Annotated in this window: 13 protein-coding genes; all 13 read left to right on the top strand. The window is 46.4% G+C overall.

Going from position 1 to position 15,935, the window contains the following annotated elements:
• The first annotated feature begins 92 nt into the window (after window positions 1–92).
• The gene (cpsG, locus tag FFT88_RS11230) at window positions 93–1,463 is read left to right on the top strand and encodes a colanic acid biosynthesis phosphomannomutase CpsG (RefSeq protein WP_135404990.1); all 1,371 of its coding nucleotides are present in this window, start codon (window positions 93–95) and stop codon (window positions 1,461–1,463) included.
• Between the two features lie 54 nt (window positions 1,464–1,517).
• Complete coding sequence (gene wcaJ / locus FFT88_RS11225) at window positions 1,518–2,912, top strand: undecaprenyl-phosphate glucose phosphotransferase (RefSeq protein WP_135404992.1); 1,395 nt, start codon at window positions 1,518–1,520, stop codon at window positions 2,910–2,912.
• A gap of 1 nt (window position 2,913) precedes the next feature.
• Window positions 2,914–4,392 (top strand): colanic acid undecaprenyl disphosphate flippase WzxC, encoded by a 1,479-nt coding sequence (gene wzxC, locus FFT88_RS11220; protein ID WP_135404994.1) that lies wholly within the window; start codon window positions 2,914–2,916, stop codon window positions 4,390–4,392.
• 178 nt (window positions 4,393–4,570) lie between these two features.
• Window positions 4,571–5,851, top strand: a complete 1,281-nt coding sequence (gene wcaK, locus FFT88_RS11215; RefSeq protein WP_135404996.1) for a colanic acid biosynthesis pyruvyl transferase WcaK — start codon at window positions 4,571–4,573, stop codon at window positions 5,849–5,851.
• Window positions 5,848–7,068 (top strand): colanic acid biosynthesis glycosyltransferase WcaL, encoded by a 1,221-nt coding sequence (wcaL, locus tag FFT88_RS11210; protein WP_135404998.1) that lies wholly within the window; start codon window positions 5,848–5,850, stop codon window positions 7,066–7,068. Before wcaK ends, wcaL begins: the two co-directional genes overlap by 4 nt.
• A gap of 10 nt (window positions 7,069–7,078) precedes the next feature.
• Window positions 7,079–8,473 (top strand): colanic acid biosynthesis protein WcaM, encoded by a 1,395-nt coding sequence (gene wcaM / locus FFT88_RS11205; RefSeq protein WP_135405000.1) that lies wholly within the window; start codon window positions 7,079–7,081, stop codon window positions 8,471–8,473.
• A 174-nt stretch (window positions 8,474–8,647) separates the two neighbouring features.
• Window positions 8,648–9,541 (top strand): UTP--glucose-1-phosphate uridylyltransferase GalF, encoded by an 894-nt coding sequence (galF, locus tag FFT88_RS11200; protein WP_000183029.1) that lies wholly within the window; start codon window positions 8,648–8,650, stop codon window positions 9,539–9,541.
• 372 nt (window positions 9,542–9,913) lie between these two features.
• Window positions 9,914–10,999 carry a dTDP-glucose 4,6-dehydratase gene (gene rfbB / locus FFT88_RS11195; protein ID WP_135405003.1) on the top strand — a complete coding sequence of 362 codons (1,086 nt, stop codon included), beginning with the start codon at window positions 9,914–9,916 and terminating at the stop codon, window positions 10,997–10,999.
• Window positions 10,999–11,898 carry a dTDP-4-dehydrorhamnose reductase gene (gene rfbD / locus FFT88_RS11190; RefSeq protein WP_135405005.1) on the top strand — a complete coding sequence of 300 codons (900 nt, stop codon included), beginning with the start codon at window positions 10,999–11,001 and terminating at the stop codon, window positions 11,896–11,898. The genes rfbB and rfbD overlap by 1 nt, the downstream gene beginning before the upstream one ends.
• 58 nt (window positions 11,899–11,956) lie before the next feature.
• Entirely contained in the window at window positions 11,957–12,835 is an 879-nt protein-coding gene (gene rfbA / locus FFT88_RS11185) for a glucose-1-phosphate thymidylyltransferase RfbA (protein ID WP_105280193.1), read from the top strand.
• Between the two features lie 4 nt (window positions 12,836–12,839).
• Window positions 12,840–13,370 carry a dTDP-4-dehydrorhamnose 3,5-epimerase gene (gene rfbC / locus FFT88_RS11180; RefSeq protein WP_135405008.1) on the top strand — a complete coding sequence of 177 codons (531 nt, stop codon included), beginning with the start codon at window positions 12,840–12,842 and terminating at the stop codon, window positions 13,368–13,370.
• Between the two features lie 29 nt (window positions 13,371–13,399).
• Window positions 13,400–14,623: a flippase gene (locus tag FFT88_RS11175; protein WP_135405011.1), complete on the top strand. Its 1,224-nt coding sequence runs from the start codon at window positions 13,400–13,402 to the stop codon at window positions 14,621–14,623.
• Window positions 14,624–14,800: 177 nt separating this feature from the next.
• A complete protein-coding gene (locus tag FFT88_RS11170; RefSeq protein WP_135405014.1) occupies window positions 14,801–15,880 on the top strand; it encodes a glycoside hydrolase family 99-like domain-containing protein in 1,080 nt (359 codons plus the stop codon).
• Window positions 15,881–15,935: the final 55 nt, after the last annotated feature.

Raw genomic sequence — 15,935 nt, 5'->3', positions numbered from 1 at the left:
GCAATGAATGCGAAACCGCGATGTAAATAACGACAAAAACAAAATTGGCCGCTTCGGTCAGGGCCAACTATTGCCTGAAAAAGGGTAACGATATGAAAAAATTAACCTGCTTTAAAGCCTATGATATTCGCGGAAAATTAGGCGAAGAACTGAATGAAGATATTGCCTGGCGCATTGGTCGCGCCTATGGCGAATTTCTTAAACCGAAAACCATTGTGTTAGGCGGTGATATCCGCCTCACCAGCGAAACCTTAAAACTGGCGCTGGCAAAAGGTTTACAGGATGCGGGCGTCGATGTGCTGGATATCGGTATGTCCGGCACCGAAGAGATCTATTTCGCCACGTTCCATCTCGGCGTGGATGGCGGCATCGAAGTTACTGCCAGCCATAATCCGATGGATTACAACGGCATGAAACTGGTGCGCGAAGGGGCTCGCCCGATCAGCGGCGATACCGGACTGCGCGATGTCCAGCGTCTGGCAGAAGCCAACGACTTTCCTCCCGTCGATGAAACCAAACGCGGTCGCTATCAGCAAATCAATCTGCGTGACGCTTACGTTGATCACCTGTTCGGTTATATCAACGTCAAAAACCTTACGCCGCTCAAGCTGGTGATTAACTCCGGGAATGGCGCAGCGGGTCCGGTGGTGGACGCCATCGAAGCCCGCTTTAAAGCCCTCGGCGCACCGGTGGAGTTAATCAAAGTGCATAACACGCCGGACGGCAATTTCCCCAACGGTATTCCTAACCCGTTGCTGCCGGAATGTCGCGATGACACCCGCAATGCGGTCATCAAACACGGCGCGGATATGGGCATTGCCTTTGATGGCGATTTTGACCGCTGTTTCCTGTTTGACGAAAAAGGGCAGTTTATCGAGGGCTACTACATTGTCGGCCTGCTGGCAGAAGCGTTCCTCGAAAAAAATCCCGGCGCGAAGATCATCCACGATCCGCGTCTTTCCTGGAACACCGTTGATGTGGTGACTGCCGCAGGCGGCACGCCGGTGATGTCGAAAACCGGACACGCCTTTATTAAAGAACGTATGCGCAAGGAAGACGCCATCTACGGTGGTGAAATGAGCGCCCACCACTACTTCCGTGATTTCGCTTACTGCGACAGCGGCATGATCCCGTGGCTGCTGGTCGCTGAACTGGTGTGCCTGAAAGGAAAAACGCTGGGCGAACTGGTGCGCGACCGGATGGCGGCGTTCCCGGCAAGCGGTGAGATCAACAGCAAACTGGTGCAACCCGTTGAGGCGATTAACCGCGTCGAACAGCATTTTAGCCGCGAGGCGCTGGCGGTGGATCGCACCGATGGCATCAGCATGACCTTTGCCGACTGGCGCTTTAACCTGCGCTCCTCCAACACCGAACCGGTGGTGCGCCTGAATGTGGAATCGCGCGGTGATGTGCCGCTGATGGAAGCGCGAACGCGAACTCTGCTGACGTTGCTGAACGAGTAATGTCGGATCTTCCCTTACCCCATTGCGGGTAAGGGGCTAATAACAGGAACAACGATGACAAATCTAAAAAAGCGCGAGCGAGCGAAAACCAATGCATCGTTAATCTCTATGGTGCAACGCTTTTCAGATATCACCATCATGTTTGCCGGGCTATGGCTGGTTTGCGAAGTCAGCGGACTGTCATTCCTCTATATGCACCTGTTGGTGGCGCTGATTACGCTGGTGGTGTTCCAGATGCTGGGCGGCATCACCGATTTTTATCGCTCATGGCGCGGTGTTCGGGCAGCGACAGAATTTGCCTTGTTGCTACAAAACTGGACGTTAAGCGTGATTTTCAGCGCCGGACTGGTGGCGTTCAATAATGATTTTGACACGCAACTGAAAATCTGGCTGGCGTGGTATGCGCTGACCAGTATCGGACTGGTGGTTTGCCGTTCGTGTATTCGCATTGGAGCGGGCTGGCTGCGTAATCATGGCTATAACAAGCGTATGGTCGCGGTGGCGGGGGATTTAGCCGCCGGACAAATGCTGATGGAGAGCTTCCGTAATCAGCCGTGGTTAGGGTTTGAAGTGGTGGGCGTTTACCACGACCCGAAACCGGGCGGCGTTTCTAACGACTGGGCGGGCAATCTGCAACAGCTGGTCGAGGATGCGAAAGCGGGCAAGATTCATAACATCTATATCGCGATGCAAATGTGCGACGGCGCGCGCGTGAAAAAACTGGTCCATCAACTGGCGGATACCACCTGTTCGGTGCTGCTGATCCCCGATGTTTTTACCTTCAATATTCTTCATTCCCGTATCGAAGAGATGAACGGCGTTCCGGTGGTGCCGCTTTACGACACGCCGCTTTCCGGGGTTAACCGCCTGCTAAAACGTGCGGAAGATATTGTGCTGGCGACGCTGATCTTGCTGCTGATCTCCCCGGTGCTGTGCTGTATTGCGCTGGCGGTAAAACTCAGTTCACCAGGGCCGGTTATTTTCCGCCAGACTCGCTACGGCATGGATGGCAAGCCGATCAAAGTATGGAAGTTCCGTTCCATGAAAGTGATGGAGAACGACAAAGTGGTGACTCAGGCGACGCAGAACGATCCGCGCGTTACTAAAGTGGGGAACTTTCTGCGCCGCACCTCGCTGGACGAATTGCCGCAGTTTATCAATGTGCTGACCGGCGGGATGTCGATTGTGGGTCCACGTCCACACGCGGTGGCGCATAACGAACAATATCGCCAGCTCATTGAAGGCTACATGCTGCGCCACAAAGTGAAACCGGGCATTACTGGCTGGGCGCAGATTAATGGCTGGCGCGGCGAAACCGACACGCTGGAGAAAATGGAAAAACGCGTCGAGTTCGACCTTGAGTACATCCGCGAATGGAGCGTCTGGTTCGATATCAAAATCGTTTTCCTGACGGTATTCAAAGGCTTCGTTAACAAAGCGGCATATTGATATGAGCTTACGTGAAAAAACCATCAGCGGCGCGAAGTGGTCGGCGATTGCCACGGTAATCATCATCGGCCTCGGGTTGGTGCAGATGACCGTGCTGGCGCGGATTATCGACAACCACCAGTTCGGCCTACTGACTGTGTCGCTGGTGATTATTGCGCTGGCAGATACGCTTTCTGACTTCGGTATCGCTAACTCGATTATTCAGCGAAAAGAAATCAGTCACCTGGAACTCACCACGCTGTACTGGCTGAACGTCGGGCTGGGGATCGTGGTGTGCGTGGCGGTGTTTCTGTTGAGTGATGTCATCGGCGACGTGCTGAATAACCCGGATCTGGCGCCGTTGATTAAAACATTGTCGCTGGCGTTTGTGGTGATCCCCCACGGGCAGCAGTTCCGCGCGTTGATGCAGAAGGAGTTGGAGTTCAACAAAATCGGCATGATCGAAACCAGCGCGGTGCTGGCGGGTTTCACTTTTACAGTGGTTAGCGCCCATTTCTGGCCGCTGGCGATGACCGCGATCCTCGGTTATCTGGTCAATAGTGCGGTAAGAACGTTGCTATTTGGCTACTTTGGTCGAAAAATTTATCGCCCCGGTCTGCATTTCTCGCTGGCGTCGGTGGCACCAAACTTACGCTTTGGTGCCTGGCTGACGGCGGACAGCATCATCAACTATCTCAACACCAACCTTTCAACGCTGGTGCTGGCGCGTATTCTCGGCGCGGGCGTGGCAGGGGGATACAACCTGGCGTACAACGTGGCCGTTGTGCCACCGATGAAGCTGAACCCCATCATCACCCGCGTGTTGTTTCCTGCGTTTGCTAAAATTCAGGACGACACCGAAAAGCTGCGCGTGAACTTCTACAAGTTGCTGTCGGTGGTGGGGATTATCAACTTTCCGGCGCTGCTGGGGCTGATGGTGGTGTCGAATAACTTTGTACCGCTGGTCTTTGGCGAAAAGTGGAACAGTATTATTCCGGTGCTGCAATTGCTGTGTATTGTGGGGCTGCTGCGTTCGGTGGGTAACCCGATTGGTTCGCTGCTGATGGCGAAAGCGCGGGTCGATATCAGCTTTAAATTCAACGTATTCAAAACATTTCTGTTTATTCCGGCGATTGTTATTGGTGGGCAGATGGCGGGTGCAATCGGCGTCACGCTCGGTTTCCTGCTGGTGCAGATTATCAACACCATTCTGAGTTACTTCGTGATGATTAAACCGATGCTCGGTTCCAGTTATCGCCAGTACATCCTGAGTTTATGGCTACCGTTTTATCTCTCGCTGCCGACGCTGGTGGTCAGTTATGCGCTGGGCGTATTGCTGAAAGGGCAACTGGCTCTGGGGATGCTGCTGGCGGTGCAAATAGCCGCAGGCGTGCTGGCGTTTGTGGTGATGATTGTGCTGTCGCGCCATCCGCTGGTGGTGGAAGTGAAGCGTCAGTTTTGTCGCAGCGAAAAAATGAAAATGCTTTTACGGGCGGGGTGAATGGTTGTTTTCGGTTCCGGCAACGGTTGCCGGATGCGGCGTGAACGCCTTATCCGGCCTACGGTTCTGTGCTCGGGACCTGTAGGTCTGATAAGACGCGTCAGCGTCGCATCAGGCAAAAAGCGGCAACGAACACAACAAACACAGCCTCACCTGGCATCAAATTTATGAGGAAAAAATGAAATTACTTATTCTGGGCAACCACACTTGCGGCAATCGCGGTGACAGCGCCATCTTGCGCGGCTTACTTGATGCCATCAACATCCTCAATCCACACGCCGAAGTGGACGTGATGAGCCGCTATCCGGTCAGTTCTTCCTGGCTGCTCAACCGCCCGGTAATGGGTGATCCGCTGTTCCTGCAAATGAAACAACACAACAGCGCGGCGGGCGTTGTCGGGCGCGTTAAAAAAGTCCTCCGTCGCCGCTACCAGCATCAGGTATTGCTCTCACGCGTCACCGACACTGGCCAGCTGCGTAATATCGCCATCGCCCAGGGATTCACCGACTTCGTGCGCCTGCTGTCAGGTTACGACGCCATTATTCAGGTCGGCGGATCGTTTTTTGTCGATCTCTACGGCGTGCCGCAGTTTGAACACGCACTTTGCACGTTTATGGCGAAAAAGCCGCTGTTTATGATTGGTCACAGCGTCGGCCCCTTCCAGGATGAGCAATTTAACCAACTGGCGAACTATGTTTTTGGTCACTGCGACGCGCTGATCCTGCGCGAATCGGTCAGTCTCGATCTGATGAAACGCAGCAATATCACTACCGCAAAAGTGGAACATGGCGTTGATACCGCGTGGCTGGTTGATCACCACACAGAAGATTTCACCGCCAGCTATGCCGTTCAACACTGGCTGGACGTTGCCGCACAACAGAAAACGGTAGCAATTACCCTGCGCGAACTGGCACCGTTCGACAAACGTCTCGGCACCACTCAACAAGCGTATGAAAAAGCTTTTGCCGGGGTGGTCAATCGCATTCTCGACGAAGGGTATCAGGTCATTGCGCTCTCCACCTGTACGGGTATCGACAGCTATAACAAAGACGACCGCATGGTGGCGCTCAATCTGCGCCAGCACATCAGCGATCCTGCCCGTTATCACGTAGTGATGGATGAACTCAACGATCTGGAAATGGGCAAAATTCTGGGTGCCTGTGAACTCACCGTCGGTACGCGCCTGCACTCCGCCATTATCTCGATGAATTTTGCTACTCCGGCAATTGCCATCAACTATGAACATAAATCCGCCGGGATTATGCAGCAGCTGGGGCTGCCAGAGATGGCGATTGATATCCGTCATTTACTGGACGGCAGCCTGCAAGCGATGGTTGCGGATACCTTAGGCCAGCTTCCGGCGCTGAACGAACGACTTAGCGAAGCCGTCAGTCGAGAACGTCAGACGGGAATGCAGATGGTGCAGTCTGTGCTTGAGCGCATCGGGGAGGTGAAATGAAGGTCGGCTTCTTTTTACTGAAATTTCCGCTGTCGTCGGAAACCTTCGTCCTCAACCAAATTACCGCGTTTATTGATATGGGCTTTGAGGTGGAGATTGTCGCGCTGCAAAAAGGCGACACCCAGAATACCCACGCGGCATGGACGAAATACAACCTTGCCGCCAGAACCCGCTGGTTACAGGACGAACCACAAGGCAAAGTTGCGAAACTGCGCCACCGCGCCAGCCAGACCTTACGCGGCATTCATCGTAAAAATACCTGGCAGGCGCTCAACCTCAAACGCTATGGTGCAGAGTCACGAAACCTGATTTTGTCTGCCATTTGCGGCCAGGTCGCAACACCGTTTCATGCTGATGTCTTTATCGCTCATTTTGGCCCTGCGGGGGTAACCGCAGCAAAACTACGCGAACTGGGTGTCATTCGCGGCAAAATTGCCACTATTTTCCACGGCATTGATATTTCCAGTCGGGAAGTGCTCAACCACTACACTCCCGAATATCAACAACTGTTTCGCCGCGGCGACCTGATGCTACCGATAAGCGATCTGTGGGCTGGAAGGCTGCAAAAAATGGGCTGCCCGAGGGAAAAAATCGCCGTATCGCGTATGGGCGTGGACATGACGCGCTTTAGCCCGCGTCCCGTGAAAGCGCCCGCAACACCGCTGGAGATTATTTCCGTCGCACGCTTAACCGAGAAAAAAGGCCTGCATGTGGCGATCGAAGCCTGCCGTCAGTTGAAAGAGCAGGGCGTGGCATTTCGCTATCGCATCCTCGGCATTGGCCCGTGGGAACGACGGCTGCGTACCCTCATCGAACAATATCAACTGGAAGATGTGGTAGTGATGCCGGGCTTTAAACCGAGCCACGAAGTGAAAGCGATGCTCGACGACGCGGATGTTTTCCTGTTGCCATCGGTAACGGGTGCGGATGGCGATATGGAAGGCATTCCGGTGGCGCTGATGGAGGCGATGGCGGTCGGCATTCCGGTGGTTTCTACTCTGCATAGCGGAATTCCGGAACTGGTAGAGGCCGATAAATCCGGCTGGCTGGTACCTGAGAACGATGCCAGTGCACTGGCGCAACGTCTGACTGCGTTTAGCCAACTGGACACCGACGAACTGGCTCCGGTCGTCAAACGCGCGCGCGAAAAAGTCGAACACGATTTTAACCAGCAGGTGATTAACCGAGAACTCGCCAGCTTGTTGCAAGCTTTATAGAGGAGAACGCATGTCATTTAAAAAACTCTCCCGACGCACCTTCCTGACAGCAAGCTCCGCGCTTGCCTTCCTCCATACCCCCTTCGCCCGCGCACTTCCCGCCCGACAAAGCGTTAACATTAACGACTACAACCCACACGACTGGATCGCCTCATTTAAACAAGCCTTCAGCGAAGGGCAAACGGTCGTCGTGCCTGCCGGATTGGTTTGTGACAATATCAACACCGGCATCTTCATTCCTCCCGGCAAAACGTTACACATCCTCGGTAGCCTGTGCGGCAATGGCAGAGGGCGATTTGTCTTACAGGACGGCAGTCAGGTGACAGGGGATGAGGGTGGCAGTATACATAACATCACCCTGGATGTGCGCGGTTCTGACTGCATCATCAAAGGGTTGGCGATGAGCGGTTTTGGCCCGGTAACGCAGATTTATATCGGCGGCAAAAATAAACGTGTCATGCGCAACCTGACTATCGATAACCTGACTGTTAGCCACGCTAATTACGCCATTTTACGCCAGGGATTTCATAATCAGATTATCGGTGCCAACATCACCAATTGTAAGTTCAGCGACTTACAGGGCGACGCCATTGAATGGAACGTGGCAATTAACGACAGTGATATTTTGATATCCGACCATGTCATCGAGCGCATCAACTGTACTAATGGCAAAATCAACTGGGGTATTGGCATAGGACTGGCAGGAAGTACTTACGATAATAACTACCCGGAAGACCAGTCGGTTAAAAACTTTGTCGTGGCGAATATCACGGGATCGGATTGTCGGCAACTGATTCATGTTGAGAACGGCAAACACTTCATCATTCGTAATATCAAGGCTCATAATATTACGCCAGCTTTCAGCAAGAAAGCGGGTATTGATAACGCCACGGTAGCGATATATGGATGTGATAACTTTGTTATTGACAATATAAAAATGACCAATAGTGCCGGAATGTTAATCGGTTACGGAGTCATTAAAGGTAAGTATCTCTCAATACCACAAAACTTCAGATTGAATAATATTCATCTTGATAACACTAACCTTGCCTGGAAATTGCGCGGAATCCAAATTTCCGCAGGGAATGCCGTTTCATTCGTGGCGTTGACCAACATTAAAATGAAGCGTGCTTCGCTGGAGCTTCACAACAAGCCGCAACACATTTTTATGCGTAATATCAACGTAATGCAAGAATCCACTGCGGGTCCGGCATTGACCATGAATTTCGACCTGCGAAAGGACGTTCGTGGTGTCTTTATGGCAAAGAACGAGACGCTACTGTCGCTGGTAAATGTTCATGCGGTGAATGAAAAAGGACAAAGTTCAGTCGATATCGACAGGATTAATCACCATGTCGTTAATGTGGAAAATATTAACTTTAAGCTGCCGGAACGGGGCAGGTAGATTTGCGACCATTCCTGGAAAAATAGAGCCATACTTAGGAATAACGCTACTGCAATCTTGAGCGAAGCGGCGTAACATCGGAAGTAAATCAGTAATCAATTCAGGGGAATTGATGCTGGCGAAAAAAATCGAACAAGCTATAATTCAGCAACCATTTTACAGGTGGATGAAATAATGACGAATTTAAAAGCAGTTATTCCTGTAGCGGGTCTTGGGATGCATATGTTGCCTGCAACTAAGGCGATTCCTAAAGAGATGCTACCGATCGTCGACAAGCCAATGATTCAGTACATTGTTGACGAGATTGTGGCTGCAGGGATCAAAGAAATCCTCCTGGTAACTCATGCGTCCAAGAACGCAGTCGAAAATCACTTCGATACATCTTATGAATTAGAATCTCTCCTTGAACTGCGCGTGAAGCGCCAGCTGCTGGCGGAAGTACAATCTATCTGCCCGCCAGGTGTGACCATTATGAACGTGCGTCAGGGGGAACCTTTAGGTCTGGGCCACTCCATTTTGTGCGCCAGACCAGCCATTGGCGATAACCCGTTTGTCGTGGTGCTGCCGGATGTTGTTATCGACGACGCCAGTGCCGATCCGCTGCGTTACAATCTGGCCGCAATGATTGCGCGTTTCAATGAAACAGGCCGCAGCCAGGTTCTGGCAAAACGCATGCCGGGCGATCTCTCTGAATACTCCGTCATCCAGACCAAAGATCCGCTTGATCGCGAAGGCAAAGTCAGCCGCATTGTTGAATTTATCGAAAAACCGGATCAGCCGCAGACCCTGGACTCAGACATCATGGCTGTAGGGCGTTATGTGCTTTCTGCCGATATTTGGCCTGAACTGGAGCGTACTCAACCTGGAGCATGGGGACGTATTCAGTTGACTGATGCCATTGCTGAGTTGGCAAAAAAACAAGCTGTTGACGCAATGCTGATGACTGGGGACAGTTACGACTGTGGTAAGAAAATGGGTTATATGCAAGCGTTTGTGAAGTATGGACTGCGTAACCTGAAGGAAGGCGCTAAGTTCCGCAAAGGCATTGAGAAGTTGTTAAGCGAGTAACAAATTCCTGACTGGAAGTGTCGGTCAGTAAGAAATTAAAAACGGCAGTGAAGATTCATAGCATAAGTTTTGCTCATTGAATCTCACTGCCGTTGTCGTTTTTATAAATATAATAAAAACAGCATGTTAGCTTGCAATTATAGTTCAAATTTTTCCAGGATTTTCCTTGTTTCTACAGCTGTTTGGTAAGACAATTAGCGTTTGAATTTTTCGGATTTGGCACGAGTGGGTTACGCTCGTCACATCGTGGAAATGTACGCAGTGCTCTGGTAGCTGTTAAGCCAGGGGCGGTAGCGTGCATTAATGCATCTATTAATCAAATCTGGAGCAGTCTATTTCACAGCATGCTCTCTGGCTATATGGAATAAAAAAGTGAAGATACTTGTTACTGGTGGCGCAGGATTTATTGGTTCTGCTGTTGTTCGTCACATAATAAATAATACGCAAGATAGTGTTGTTAATGTCGATAAATTAACATACGCCGGAAATCTGGAATCGCTCGCTGAAATTTCTGATTCTGAACGTTATTCATTTGAGCATGCAGATATCTGTGATGCCGCAGCGATGGCTCGTATTTTTTCACAACACCAGCCAGATGCGGTGATGCACCTGGCGGCTGAGAGCCACGTTGACCGCTCAATAACTGGCCCGGCGGCATTCATTGAAACTAATATTGTGGGTACTTACGTACTTTTAGAAGCAGCGCGCAATTATTGGTCTGGTCTGGACGATGAAAAGAAAAAAAACTTCCGCTTTCATCATATTTCTACTGATGAAGTGTATGGTGACTTACCCCATCCGGATGAAGTAAATAGCAATGAAACATTGCCGTTATTTACGGAAACGACAGCATACGCGCCAAGTAGCCCATATTCTGCTTCTAAAGCGTCAAGCGATCATTTGGTTCGCGCATGGAAACGTACATATGGTTTACCGACAATTGTGACTAATTGCTCGAACAACTATGGTCCTTATCATTTCCCGGAAAAGCTTATTCCACTGGTTATTCTTAATGCACTGGAAGGTAAGGCATTACCTATTTATGGTAAAGGAGATCAGATCCGCGACTGGTTGTATGTAGAGGATCATGCTCGTGCGTTATATACCGTAGTTACTGAAGGTCAAGCGGGTGAAACCTATAACATTGGCGGACACAACGAAAAGAAAAACATCGATGTTGTGCTGACTATTTGTGATTTGTTGGATGAGATAGTCCCGAAAGAGAAATCTTATCGTGAGCAAATTACTTATGTTGCTGATCGCCCAGGGCATGATCGCCGTTATGCGATCGATGCCGATAAAATTAGCCGTGAATTGGGCTGGAAACCGCAAGAAACGTTTGAGAGCGGGATTCGAAAGACGGTGGAATGGTACCTGTCCAATACAAAATGGGTTGATAATGTGAAAAGTGGCGCCTATCAATCGTGGATTGAACAGAACTATGAGGGCCGCCAGTAATGAATATCCTCCTATTCGGCAAAACAGGGCAGGTAGGTTGGGAACTACAGCGTGCTCTGGCACCGCTGGGTAATCTGATTGCTCTTGATGTTCACTCCACTGATTATTGTGGTGATTTTAGTAATCCCGAAGGTGTAGCTGAAACTGTCAAAAAAATTCGCCCTGATGTTATTGTTAATGCGGCTGCTCACACTGCAGTAGACAAAGCGGAATCAGAACCGGAATTTGCACAATTACTTAACGCGACAAGTGTCGAAGCGATTGCAAAAGCAGCCAATGAAGTCGGCGCCTGGGTTATTCACTACTCTACTGACTACGTATTTCCGGGGACCGGTGAAATACCGTGGCAGGAGACAGATGCAACAGCACCATTGAATGTTTATGGTGAAACTAAACTAGCCGGAGAAAAAGCGTTACAGAAATATTGCGCGAAGCATATTATTTTCCGTACCAGCTGGGTATATGCAGGTAAAGGAAATAACTTCGCCAAAACAATGTTGCGTCTGGCAAAAGAGCGCGAAGAACTGGCTGTGATAAACGATCAGTTTGGCGCACCAACAGGTGCCGAATTGCTGGCTGATTGCACCGCTCATGCCATTCGCGTAGCAGTAGACAAACCAGAAGTTGCTGGTTTGTACCATCTGGTTGCTGGCGGCACAACAACCTGGCACGATTATGCCGCTCTGGTATTTGAAGAAGCGCGCAAAGCAGGGATTAACCTTGCTCTTAACAAACTTAACGCCGTGCCAACAACGGCCTATCCCACACCAGCCCGTCGACCCCATAACTCTCGCCTCAATACAGAAAAGTTTCAGCAGAACTTTGCGCTTGTCTTGCCTGACTGGCAGGTGGGCGTGAAACGAATGCTCAACGAATTATTTACGACTACGGCAATTTAACAAATTTTTGCATCTCGCTCATGATGCCAGAGCGGGATGAATTAAAAGGAATGGTGAAATGAAAACGCGTAAAGGTATTATTCTGGCTGGTGGTTCCGGCACTCGTCTTTATCCTGTGACGATGGCAGTAAGTAAACAACTGCTGCCGATTTATGATAAACCGATGATTTATTATCCGCTTTCAACACTTATGTTAGCGGGTATTCGCGATATTCTTATTATCAGTACGCCACAGGATACACCGCGTTTCCAACAATTGTTGGGGGACGGGAGCCAGTGGGGGCTTAATCTACAGTATAAAGTACAACCGAGTCCGGATGGCCTGGCGCAAGCGTTTATCATTGGTGAAGACTTTATTGGTGGCGATGATTGTGCACTCGTGCTTGGCGATAATATCTTCTATGGACACGACTTGCCGAAATTAATGGACGCTGCGGTTAACAAAGAAAGCGGTGCAACGGTATTTGCTTATCACGTTAATGATCCTGAACGTTATGGTGTCGTGGAGTTTGATAATAACGGTACGGCAATTAGCCTGGAAGAAAAACCGCTGGAACCAAAAAGTAACTATGCGGTAACTGGGCTTTATTTCTATGACAATGACGTTGTGGAAATGGCGAAAAACCTTAAGCCTTCTGCCCGTGGCGAACTGGAAATTACCGATATTAACCGTATTTATATGGAACAAGGACGTTTGTCTGTCGCTATGATGGGGCGTGGTTATGCATGGCTGGATACAGGAACTCATCAAAGCCTTATTGAAGCAAGTAACTTCATTGCAACAATTGAAGAGCGTCAAGGGTTGAAAGTTTCTTGCCCGGAAGAGATTGCTTATCGTAAAGGATTTATTGATGCTGAGCAGGTGAAAGTATTAGCCGAACCGTTGAAGAAAAATGCTTATGGTCAGTATCTGCTCAAAATGATTAAAGGGTATTAATAAAATGAATGTAATTAAAACTGAAATTCCTGATGTGCTGATTTTTGAACCAAAAGTCTTTGGGGATGAACGTGGCTTCTTTATGGAAAGCTTTAATCAGAAAGTATTCGAAGAGGCAGTGGGGCGTAAGGTTGAGTTTGTTCAGGATAACCATTCTAAATCGAGCAGAGGAGTACTGAGAGGACTACATTATCAAAAAGCTCCTTACGCTCAGGCTAAATTAGTTCGTTGTGTTGTTGGGGAAGTCTTCGATGTTGCCGTAGATATCAGAGAATCATCAAAAACCTTTGGAAAGTGGGTTGGTATAAATCTATCTGCTGAAAATAAAAGACAATTATGGATTCCTGAAGGCTTTGCACATGGATTTCTGGTCCTGAGCGATACTGCAGAATTTGTCTACAAAACTAATAATTATTATTCAAAGGAACATGAGGCAGGTCTTCTATGGTCCGATGCTAGAATTGGTATAGCATGGCCAAAGATGGAAAAAATTATATTATCAGACAAAGATCGTAAGAATCTTTGTTTAAGTTGAAGTTTTTTTGTAAATAAGGGCAAGAATTAATGTTTATTAATATTTTTTATTTATCTTTAGTTCAAATAACAAATTATGTTTTCCCGTTAATTACTTTGCCCTATTTAGTGAGAGTTTTAGGAGTATCACAATTCGGAGGGGTGATGCTTGCTCAAGCCGTAATACAATATTGTATTATCATAACTGATTACGGTTTTAATTTAAGTGCAACTAAAAAAATTACATTAGCGAATGGGAAGGATAATATAAACAGTATTTATACGAGTACGTTTTATGCGCGCTTATTATTATCTTTTTTATGTCTATGTGCTATTTTAATTTTAATATATTGTTTTGGATTGTTTTACGAACAAAGAGATGTTATATTAGTAATGTTCATCGGAGTTATTGGTAATTGTTTATTTCCTATTTATTTGTTTCAAGGATTAGAGTTAATGCGAAACATCGCTTGGATCAGTATATGCTCCAAAACTTTGATGACGATACTAACTTTCATTTTAGTAAGGAATTCTGGTGATATAATTAATGCTGCCATAGTTCTTACGTTACCATTATTGATTCCTGGTGTCATCGCTCATTTCTATATAAAGAAAGAAAAAATTGCGACCTTGAATAAAGTAGATATATCTTCGGTTTTTAATGAGCTAAAAGAAAGCTCACCATTATTTATATCGCAAGTATCTATTAGTTTCTATACGACATTCAATACATTGATTCTAGGCTATTTTTATAGCCCTACAATGGTTGGCTTGTATTCAGCTGCAGATAAGTTGAGGGTTGCAGTACAATCATGTTATATCCCAATTCAGCAAGTTATTTTTCCAAAAATGAATAAGGAAAATGGCACTGTAGGGCATAAACTATTTAAATATGGGGGGCCATTTCTTATCGTTTCTTTCTGCGGTTCTATACTAATATTTGTTTTTGGGCAAAAGCTTGCAACAATGTATTTAGGAGAAGATTTTTCTTCATCTGCTATATTGTTCAAATGGATGTCGATACTTTTATTTGTAATTGCCGTAGCAATAGTTTATGGACAATGGGGATTAATCACGTTAGGGAAGGAGAAAACGTTAACAAAAATTTATGTGACTGGTGCGTTTTTACATCTGTTTTATACCATACCGTTGATGGAAAAATATAGTATTTTTGGCATGCTTACATCTGTTATTATTACTGAGTTAGTAATAACCTTTCTAATGATTATTTTCTTTTATATTGAACTCCGAAAAATTAAATCATATTTAAAGTAATAATATCCTATCTACTAGCAAAATAAAAATTGAAAAACATTTATTAATTGAATTAAGCTATAGCAATAAATAATAAGGCAACATCAAAAGTACAACGATGCTAAAATACCTTGAGTAATAAAAGAGTTGTGCTTTTAAGTGCATTATATTTATAGATTTATTGATAAAGGAACGTAAATGAAAACTGAAGTTGAAGAAATTTTTGCATATTATTTGCCCCAGTATCATACAATAAAAGAAAATGATGAGTGGTGGGGTGAGGGATTTACTGAGTGGGTTAATTTAAGGAATGCAAAAAAATTATTTCCAGATCATAAAATTCCTTATCCAATAGAGCCACTGGGGTATTATGACCTCACGGATGTTAAAACTATAGAAAAACAATATGCTCTAGCAAAAAAACATGAAGTGTCCACTTTTTGTTTTTGGCATTATTGGTTTGATGACGAAGATCTACTCTTAGAAAAACCCGCTGAATTAATTCTGAAAAGTGATATTGATGTTAAATTTTGTTTTGCTTGGGCTAACCATTCATGGTGGAATAAAAGTAAAAATATATTGTTGAAAGAACAGAAATATAATTTTTCTTTAAGTAAATATTTTGATTATTTATTGCCATTTTTTAAAGACCCTCGCTATACTAAAATAGATAACAAGCCTGTTTTTATAATATACGATCTCAAAAATGCGTGCAATGGTGAATCCCTTATTTCATATTTTATCGAACGCTCTAAAAAAGAGGGATTTAACGGTGTTTATTTTATTGGTGAGAATCTTTTACCTTCGGATAAACAGATAAATCTCGTAGAACAATACCTTAATAGCTGTGATTTTATGAAACACCGTTATTTAATTAGGAAAGTTTTTGATAAGATAATAATGATGGCACAGAAACATAATATAGTACTGCCGAGAATATATAATTATGAAACCTTAATCAAAAAAATGAATACTGATATTGAATTACAAAGTAAACAGATACCTATAATTTTTCCTGGTTGGGACTCAAGTTTTCGCCATGGTAAAAAAGGGGTTGTGCTGAAAAACACAAATCCCAAAGCCTTTGAAGAGCACGTTAATAAAACTTCATTGCTAATGAGCCAAAAGCAGACTCATCCAAAAATAGTTATGATTAAATCGTGGAATGAATGGGCCGAAGGGAATTATATTGAACCTTGCAGCATTCATGGAGATTCGTATCTGAAAATATTAGCAAAATATTTTGATACATTATCAATAAAAAAAGGTAATGTATAATATTTTTATGAAAAACAAAAAGTATAAAATATGCTTCCATATTTTATAGCTTGGA

Origin of the sequence: Escherichia sp. E4930 (genome assembly GCF_005845405.1) — a bacterium.
Taxonomy (GTDB): domain Bacteria; phylum Pseudomonadota; class Gammaproteobacteria; order Enterobacterales; family Enterobacteriaceae; genus Escherichia.
This window is presented reverse-complemented; position numbering and strand designations above follow the sequence as displayed.

Bases quoted from the DNA above. Each gene is read 5' to 3' on its own strand.
- wcaM (WP_135405000.1), top strand. From the start codon at position 7,079: ATGTCATTTAAAAAACTCTCCCGACGCACCTTCCTGACAGCAAGCTCC.
- FFT88_RS11170 (WP_135405014.1), top strand. From the start codon at position 14,801: ATGAAAACTGAAGTTGAAGAAATTTTTGCATATTATTTGCCCCAGTAT.
- wcaJ (WP_135404992.1), top strand. From the start codon at position 1,518: ATGACAAATCTAAAAAAGCGCGAGCGAGCGAAAACCAATGCATCGTTA.
- wcaL (WP_135404998.1), top strand. From the start codon at position 5,848: ATGAAGGTCGGCTTCTTTTTACTGAAATTTCCGCTGTCGTCGGAAACC.
- galF (WP_000183029.1), top strand. From the start codon at position 8,648: ATGACGAATTTAAAAGCAGTTATTCCTGTAGCGGGTCTTGGGATGCAT.
- wcaK (WP_135404996.1), top strand. From the start codon at position 4,571: ATGAAATTACTTATTCTGGGCAACCACACTTGCGGCAATCGCGGTGAC.
- rfbC (WP_135405008.1), top strand. From the start codon at position 12,840: ATGAATGTAATTAAAACTGAAATTCCTGATGTGCTGATTTTTGAACCA.
- rfbD (WP_135405005.1), top strand. From the start codon at position 10,999: ATGAATATCCTCCTATTCGGCAAAACAGGGCAGGTAGGTTGGGAACTA.
- wzxC (WP_135404994.1), top strand. From the start codon at position 2,914: ATGAGCTTACGTGAAAAAACCATCAGCGGCGCGAAGTGGTCGGCGATT.
- cpsG (WP_135404990.1), top strand. From the start codon at position 93: ATGAAAAAATTAACCTGCTTTAAAGCCTATGATATTCGCGGAAAATTA.
- FFT88_RS11175 (WP_135405011.1), top strand. From the start codon at position 13,400: ATGTTTATTAATATTTTTTATTTATCTTTAGTTCAAATAACAAATTAT.
- rfbA (WP_105280193.1), top strand. From the start codon at position 11,957: ATGAAAACGCGTAAAGGTATTATTCTGGCTGGTGGTTCCGGCACTCGT.